Source organism: Piscibacillus sp. B03, assembly GCF_052246295.1.
In the GTDB taxonomy this organism is placed as follows: domain Bacteria; phylum Bacillota; class Bacilli; order Bacillales; family Alkalibacillaceae; genus Piscibacillus.
The window spans coordinates 65,758-73,446 of sequence record NZ_JBQQCO010000017.1; the positions used below are offsets into that span (position 1 = coordinate 65,758).

Below are 7,689 nucleotides of genomic sequence, written 5' to 3' on the forward strand. Positions count from 1 at the left end.
AATCTGTTTAGTGCTAAAGTGATATTTTTTAAAAAATAAAAAGCTGCCCAACATATTGGACAGCTAAGCGACTCATATATTGATTACCTCACACCAATTCCCAGTAACATATATCGTTTCCAATCTATATTTTCTGGATGCATGAAATACCACGTTAAAGCAGGTAAATCTAAGGCTGTTATAAAAGTTGTGTCGTCTCGGAATCGTTCTTCTGGATCGTATGCCACGGCATCTCCAGCTTGAGCGCCTTCAACGATTTCGACCCACTGATGCTCTTGAATGCCGGTAGTTACAACTGCATTGATTAATGTTCCATCCTCAGTCATTTTCCAAATCGTTCCGTCAAAAATTTTATCTTGCTCTAATGCGATGGCATCGAGGGATTCTTTTAAAGTAATGTCTAGTCCAACATGGTAACCTGGCTTGAGAATCCCTTCTTGAAACTCGCCATCAAATGTGACGTTGATAGGGTAATGACTTGAATCTTCTAACTGATTTTCTTCAGGTACGTCACTAACATACGTGACAGCTCCTGGTAAATCTCCAAGCTCCGTATCAGTCATCACTTCAGTAACCATTTCTTCCTCGACCAATTGGCGTTGTTCCTCAGTCAGTTCACCATAAGCGTGAAGCTCCTCACTACTGATTGTCATGAGTGGATCATCTAGTGAAACGGATAGTTGGCTAATGATACCTGCTGACGGGCTTTCAACCGTAATCGTATCACCCGTTGACTCGAGGTCGGACATTTGATTCTCTAAACTACTTAACTGAGCTTCTTTTTCAGCAAGTTCAGATGTTTTCTGTAACACAAATTGTTGCTTTTGATACTCCGTTTCTAGCTGTCCTTCAACAGGTATACTTAACTCATCCTCACCATCATTTAACGAAATTTCTATCGTATCATCTTGAAGTGGGAAGCCATAACTATCAATCTCAGTAATGATTGACTCAAGTGCGTTAATCTCATCTTCCAGTCGATCAATTTCATTCGTTAGTGTACGGAAAGTCTGATTGTAGTCGGTCACCGCATAGGTATAAAGCGGATCGCCAACTTCAACTGCGTCACCTTTTTCTACCATAAAAGATTGAAAGTTTCCTTGCTGCTTATCAAAATAAATACGATTCTCTTCAACATGGGTCAGGACTCCATTTTGAACGAGGTTCTCACGCAGGTCCATCACACGCGTTTCTGTCCATTCATCCACATATGTAATCCGGTCGACTTTTTCACCATCATCCAAATAAACTAATATAAAATTCATTGCTAAGAATAAAAGTAAGATGATTAAGATTCGCTTTTTCTTCATTCGTTCAACCACCCTGCGATTAATTGTTCATCATATATGCTTAAGGTTGCGACGATGCTGTAGGCGATGACATGCCAAAGGATGACGATTGCCCAGACTTTCCATCGTTTCATAGATGATAGATTTGAAATGAATTTTGCTTGGAAAATGATAATCCATAGTTGAATGACTGATAGTGCTCCTAAGAAATAAATGAACCATTCGATTTCTGTGATGTAGGATGTGATGATGCCGAGTGAAAATGGCGATACATACCAATCAAGACCTAAATATACAAAAAGTGGAATCCACAGCAACCGTTCAAATAACATCATAGCCAGAACCACTTGTTGCATGATGACGAGCTTTTTGTAACGAATTTTTGTAAACAGGTAAAAATAATAGCTTGTTAGATACAAGATTAGTGCGGCGATGAGAATCGCAAATAACGCGCGTCCTGCTATAAACCAAAGCTTTAAAGCATTATATGCGCCCTCTGAAACGGAGGTAAGCTCTCTAGAGATTGGGTTCGTCCCCATGCCGAGCCATGCCATCCAGATGTATATGATAATCGTTGCTAAGTAAAGGAAAAGGCTCGTCTTCCAAACTTTTAAAATGTCTTCAGCTTTTTTTACACGAAAAATTTGATTATCTAGATTTGTGAAAAACCGGTAGAGATAATTCTGCATCTATTTCATCCTTTAATTATGTACTTGTCTATTATTGTAGAATAAGTGGAAGGAATTTACTATAATTTATAGATTATTTTTAATATTTTGGTAGAAAAGAAGGAGAGGAAGTCGAAGAGACCCGTTTCAATCAAACGTTTGTTTAAATAAAAAAGCCCATGACAACCATATCATGGGCTTTGAAACTAGTTAATTCCTTTACGGCTGTGCTCATCTTTGTAATAAGACCCGTTCGTTCTTTCATCGATTTTCTCAACTAAACTATGTATCTTTTTAATTTCTTCTTTAAGGATTTCCTTATTTTGTTCATATCTCGGCTTAAGTGTGGCGATCTCTTCTTCAATATCTTCTCTGTCTTCATCTTCTGCGTTTTCATATTGTTTCTCTAAAGATTGAAGCTGTCGTTCAAGCCTTTTGAAAATGTTTTGAGGTCGACTTGAGTACTCTTCGGCTAATTCGATTAATTGCTCTTTTTCCTCTTCTGTTGCATCCAATAATGCAAGGCGCCGTTGTACAGCCAATGTAATACCTTCACCAGATGGTAGGACATATCCAAGTTCATCCTCACAATCACAAAGCATACTATCTACAATTACATGTAATTCATACGCAGCACGCTCGCTAGTAGTTACGTCAGACTTGTAAAACCGTTCAATTAAATCCTCGTGATTACCCGCTTGGGTACTGATAATCCCGTAGCCAACCCCTATTAATAACACGATGCTTATGGTGATGATCCACTTACGCATATTATAAACCCTCCCCCAAAACTGAAGCACTTTCTAGTCATATTTTACCTAGTAGGGAATGTCAATTCAATAATAATTGGAAAATTTATTACATTTATATTACTTGAATATTTCACATTGAATACAACATTGGTCTAATTGTCATGTCAGAAAATGACTTTCATTTTAGTAGCTATAAAATTAGAGTTTATACATTTGTTCTCCATAATATGGTAAAATATAAGTAGAGGAAATGGAGGGGTTATGATTTGAAAACAATCATGAAATGGTTTGTTGGGTTCATTGTTGTGTTGGGAATCGGAATTGGTATTTTCTTTGGTGTTGGAGCCATTATGGATCAACAAGTAGCTAAAGATGAGCAAGCTGAAGCTGAACCAAAAACCGATCCAGCTGAAGGAGAAGAGGAAGAACGTGTCCGTGAGCTGTCAGAGGAGAAGTTTGAGAACAGTGAAGATGATGCTAGCCTTAACCCATTCGGTGATCCTTATTCATCAGATGACATGAGTGACTCCCGTGTGCAAGAATATATTCATAAAATGTCCCACCAGAAGGTTCAAGCTTCTGAGAAGTGGGGATTTTACCGTATCACGGATGAACGAATTGCTTGGTTGCAAGAAAGTTTAGATGCGAGTGAAGAGAGTTTGAAACATTATAATCTCTATAAATCTATTCTCGATCGGTGGGCAGCGGGTGACTTTTCACGTGCTGATGAAGACCATAATGCGATTTGGAAACTTCAGGGTGGAACAATAGGTCGAGCGACTGGAATCTTAAGCGCAGAGGAAGAGAGAGCTTATATAAATAGTGCTAAAGAAAATTAAAACTGGTCTTAATCATTTTTGAATTTCAGGAAAATTTTCTTAAAAAATTTGAAAAATTTAACTTTTAATAGTATAATATGCTCATTAATGTTGATTGGAGGTGTACATAATATGCATGGAATTTTAGAGAATGGTGCAGGATTACAAAAGAAAGTAAAAATCGGCTTTAGTTGGACAACTTTTTTCTTTGGTTTTTTCCCCGCTTTATTTAGAGGAGATTTAAAATGGGCGGCAATCATGTTTATCTCGATGACTGCGATTGGTTCCTTTACATTAGGGGTTGGAGCATGGATTTTAGGTATTATTTTTGCATTCGTATATAACAAGCTCTACATAAAAGACCTAATTGAAAAAGGTTACCAACCTGCAAATGAACAAACTAGACAAGAGCTAGTAAATAGAGGTATTATCACACCAACTGTACAGTCAGAAACTGCATAACACAATTTAGAAAGGTTGATTTTAATCGACCTTTCTTTTTTATGTTAATTAGATTGTGCCGACTACTTTACTTGTCTATAAATGCGTTGTATATTCAATTAAAGAAATTATGTACAGGAGGATTCTTTGTGGACAAGAATGAGCTAGAACTTGAACAGAATAAAAAGCATTATTCTGATAAAAAACTGAAACATAAATTAGGAAAAGTAGCTAAGAAGGCTGGTGTTTCAGTTGTTTATGCAGTTTTGCTACTATATTATACCTTACAAAAACCTGAGGTGCCTAATAAGGTGAGAGCAAGTATTGTGGGCGCATTAGGGTATTTTATTCTACCAATAGATTTGCTACCGGATACGTTTGTTGGGATTGGTTATGTCGATGATTTAACGATCTTAGTTACGGCTTTATATCAGGCGACTTCTTATATTGATGATGAGGTAAAAAGCAAGGCGCGTGAGAAAGTAGAAGCGTGGTTCGGCGAGGATGTCGATACGTCGGAGATTGATGGGAAGATTGAGTAGGTGAGAGCAGTCCAATAATTTGGACTGCTTTCATTATTGAATTAGGATTGATTCATTTGTTAAAGTAATAGAATCAACTTAGAAATCAGGTGTAATCATGGTTAAGATTTATATTTTGTTATTACTCGTTATGCTGATGTGGGGGCTGAACGTATCGGCGTTAAAAGTGTTAGTCGATGCGATTGATCCGATGTTGCTTACATCATTCAGAGTTATGACGGCAGGGATAGCGGTACTTATTGCTTGTGCTTTTATGGGCATTTTAAGATGGCCGTTGAAGCATGAGTGGTTAATTATTTTCGGACTTTCAATTTTTAATGTTATTTTGCACCATATTTTTATTGCAGTCGGGCTTGAGATGACGACTGGAGTTAACGCAAGTCTTATCTTAGGGTTGACTCCTCTTGTCACGATGATGATGGCTGTTGTGTTATTGCGTCAAAAAGTTTCAAGGCTACGTGTGGTTGGATTTTTCTTAGGTTTTCTTGGAGTTGTGGTTGCGAATGTCTCTGGTGCTGGAGGGCTTGGTGCCGTGTCACTGGGCGATTTCGTGGTGTTCCTTGGAATTTTAGTGCAAGGATTTAGTTTTGTGATGATCAGTAAGCTGAAACCGACATTTGATCCACGCCTTGCAACTGGCTTTATGATGGTGATTGGGTCAGTGTTTATCTTTATTATTAGCCAAGGGTTCGGCTCAGATGTAGCAGAGATCACGCTTTTACTAGATTGGAAACTTGCTTTCGTATTCTTGTTTAGCGCGCTTCTAGCAACTGCATACGGACATATGACGTATAACTTTGCGATTAAAAAAGTCGGACCAGCCGAAACGGCGATTTTCATTAACTTGAATACATTGTTTGCGATTTTAGGTTCCGCGATTTTCTTAAATGAAGTCATTACACTTAGTCATATAGGTGGTTTTATCTTGATATTAATTGGAGTATTTTTCGGTACCGGTGCGTTGGAGTATTTATTATTGAAAAGAAGAAAAGGTCAAACAAACGTTTGATTGAATCGGAACTGGTCGATTTTAATCGATCAGTTTTTTTAGTGTTCGACAGAAAAGAACTGGTCATGGTCTTTTAAAACCTCTCATAGATTTATTACAGGTGATGTGGCTATGAAGGGTTATATATTTGATTTGGACGGGACTGTGTATCTTGATGATGAACCGATTAAAGGTGCAGTTGAGGCTATAAACAAGTTAAAGTCGCGTGGAAATCGAGTAGTTTTTCTAACGAATAAGTCAATTGCTCGTCGGACGGATTATGTTCGAAAGCTAAATAGTATGGGGATACTTTGCACCATTAATGAAGTAGTGAATTCTAACTTTATTACGGCAAGGTTTCTTAAAAGTAAGCTTAAGAGTCACGAAGCAGTATTTGTTATAGGTGAACGGCCGCTGTATGAAGAGTTAGATGAACTAGGCATTCAAATGACTGATAATCCACTAAGTGCTGCTTTTGTTGTGGTGGGGTGGGACCGTCAATTTAATTACGAAAAACTATCACAAGCATTTATTGCATATCAAAATGGTGCTAAAATTATCGCGACGAATCCAGACCGAACGTGCCCAACGATGGATGGAATGATTCCTGATTGCGGGGCGATGATTGGTGCAATTGAGGGTGCAACGGGTAAGCCAGTTGATTTCATAACAGGGAAACCTTCTAAACTTATGATAGAATACGTCGTTAATGATATTTTTAACATAAAACCAAATAAGTGTTATATGATTGGCGATCGGCTTGAAACAGATATAGTGATGGCCGATGATTATGGGGTTAATAGCGTACTTGTTTTAACAGGAATTACAAAGCGCACTGAGATGACGAAAAATGATATTCAACCGACGTTTATTTTAAATAGTGTTGCTGAACTTGATTTAATAGAGTCCTAATGTCTAGGGCTCTATTTTTTTGTAAATAAAATAGGGACTCACCTCATATAGTTTAATGAAGCTTGTATATGAATGAAGTGATGCCGGAGGGCGTTATTGAGTGGGGGACTGCAATTTTAGTCACTTCATCAGTCCCACTACTACACGCTACCATTATAATGCCTAGTAATAACACAACACCCATTTTAATGACAAGTGAGACTGGTACGGAGATTATTCTAGTCACGATTACAGCTTTAATTGGAGTGTATTTACTTGCTGCAGCTGCACAAGGTTGGTTCTTTAAGACGTTTGCGAGCTGGCCAGTACGTGGTATGCTATTTGTAGCAGCACTGTTACTCATTTACGTCAACTACACACTGGATTTCGTCGCACTAGTCTTAGTTGCCATAGCTGTATTCATTCAGTGGAAAAAAGGTAAAGATACAACTCAAGAACAAGCTGCCTAACTTAATGTTGAGGGAAGTTGGGATTAAATGATTGAATTTGAACACCAGACATTGTCACAAAAAATCGCCGATAGCTTAACGACACGAGTTGTTGAAGGTGATTTGGAACCAGGTATGAAATTGACCGAGGTTAGTTTAGTTGAAGAGTACGGAACGAGTCGAGCACCGATTCGTGAGGCTCTCTATATTTTAGAAAAAAGTGGCGTCGTAGAACGAATACCAAGAAAAGGTGTATTTGTTAAGCGTTACTCTAAGGTCGAGGTTAGAGAGATTTATGATGTTGCCTATCGTCTAACAGAAATAGCTTTACAAAAGTCCGTCGAGTGTCGGACACCTGAAGATCTTGATGAGTTAAAACATTACGTAAACGACATGGAACAAGCGTTGGAAGTTCAGGACCGAAAACGAATTTATTTGTTAGTTTTAGAAGTTCATGAAAAATTGTTTCAGTTGTCGAAAAATAGTATTTTAATAGATTTATATGAAACGTTTAGTCCGAAGTGGACGACGTTTAGATTCATTACCCTATCCCATTCAAATAGCTTGAATCGGACAGTTCATGAATATCGTGAAGTGCTCCGTGGCTTAGAGGAGAGAGATTTATCTAGAGCCGTTCAAGCGATGCGTGAGAAGGAAGAAAGGGTTTTGAGGATACTAGATCGAATATTAGATTAACAGAAAGTCGCAAGTTAATGCTTGCGGCTTTTTGTGCGATGGGCAGTTATTTAATTCATGACCTTCTGGTCATGGATAACATTTCGAAACAGGACAGAGACGACACTGCGATGTAACGACTGGGAGAATGCGTAGAAATGTTTTCCAGATGGTGA

At 38.1% G+C, this 7,689-nt stretch carries 10 protein-coding genes; 7 read left to right on the top strand and 3 right to left on the bottom strand.

The features are described 5' to 3' along the window. Nucleotides 1-83: 83 nt before the first annotated feature. The 3 genes from ACTWQB_RS12145 to ACTWQB_RS12155 form a co-directional block, all read right to left on the bottom strand. Nucleotides 84-1,310, bottom strand: a complete 1,227-nt coding sequence (locus tag ACTWQB_RS12145) for an efflux RND transporter periplasmic adaptor subunit (RefSeq protein ID WP_443139454.1) — start codon at nt 1,308-1,310, stop codon at nt 84-86. Further along, nucleotides 1,307-1,978, bottom strand: a complete 672-nt coding sequence (locus ACTWQB_RS12150; RefSeq protein ID WP_443139455.1) for a hypothetical protein — start codon at nt 1,976-1,978, stop codon at nt 1,307-1,309. Before ACTWQB_RS12150 ends, ACTWQB_RS12145 begins: the two co-directional genes overlap by 4 nt. Nucleotides 1,979-2,163: 185 nt before the next feature. Then, nucleotides 2,164-2,727, bottom strand: coding sequence for a hypothetical protein (locus ACTWQB_RS12155; RefSeq protein WP_443139456.1), 564 nt, complete (start codon nt 2,725-2,727; stop codon nt 2,164-2,166). Nucleotides 2,728-2,975: 248 nt separating this feature from the next. Here ACTWQB_RS12155 and ACTWQB_RS12160 point away from each other — a divergent pair, with 248 nt between their 5' ends. From ACTWQB_RS12160 to ACTWQB_RS12190, 7 genes are all read left to right on the top strand, one after another. Continuing rightward, nucleotides 2,976-3,548 carry a DUF6241 domain-containing protein gene (locus ACTWQB_RS12160; protein WP_443139457.1) on the top strand — a complete coding sequence of 191 codons (573 nt, stop codon included), beginning with the start codon at nt 2,976-2,978 and terminating at the stop codon, nt 3,546-3,548. 111 nt (nt 3,549-3,659) lie between these two features. Further along, entirely contained in the window at nt 3,660-3,989 is a 330-nt protein-coding gene (locus ACTWQB_RS12165; RefSeq protein WP_443139458.1) for a DUF2628 domain-containing protein, read from the top strand. Between the two features lie 128 nt (nt 3,990-4,117). Further along, the gene (locus ACTWQB_RS12170; RefSeq protein WP_443139459.1) at nt 4,118-4,510 is read left to right on the top strand and encodes a YkvA family protein; all 393 of its coding nucleotides are present in this window, start codon (nt 4,118-4,120) and stop codon (nt 4,508-4,510) included. A gap of 97 nt (nt 4,511-4,607) precedes the next feature. Further along, nucleotides 4,608-5,519: a DMT family transporter gene (locus ACTWQB_RS12175; protein WP_443139460.1), complete on the top strand. Its 912-nt coding sequence runs from the start codon at nt 4,608-4,610 to the stop codon at nt 5,517-5,519. A gap of 111 nt (nt 5,520-5,630) precedes the next feature. Then, a complete protein-coding gene (locus tag ACTWQB_RS12180) occupies nt 5,631-6,410 on the top strand; it encodes an HAD-IIA family hydrolase (protein ID WP_443139461.1) in 780 nt (259 codons plus the stop codon). 68 nt (nt 6,411-6,478) lie between these two features. After that, nucleotides 6,479-6,859 (top strand): hypothetical protein, encoded by a 381-nt coding sequence (locus ACTWQB_RS12185; RefSeq protein WP_443139462.1) that lies wholly within the window; start codon nt 6,479-6,481, stop codon nt 6,857-6,859. A 27-nt stretch (nt 6,860-6,886) separates the two neighbouring features. Next, nucleotides 6,887-7,534: a GntR family transcriptional regulator gene (locus ACTWQB_RS12190; RefSeq protein ID WP_443139463.1), complete on the top strand. Its 648-nt coding sequence runs from the start codon at nt 6,887-6,889 to the stop codon at nt 7,532-7,534. Nucleotides 7,535-7,689: the final 155 nt, after the last annotated feature.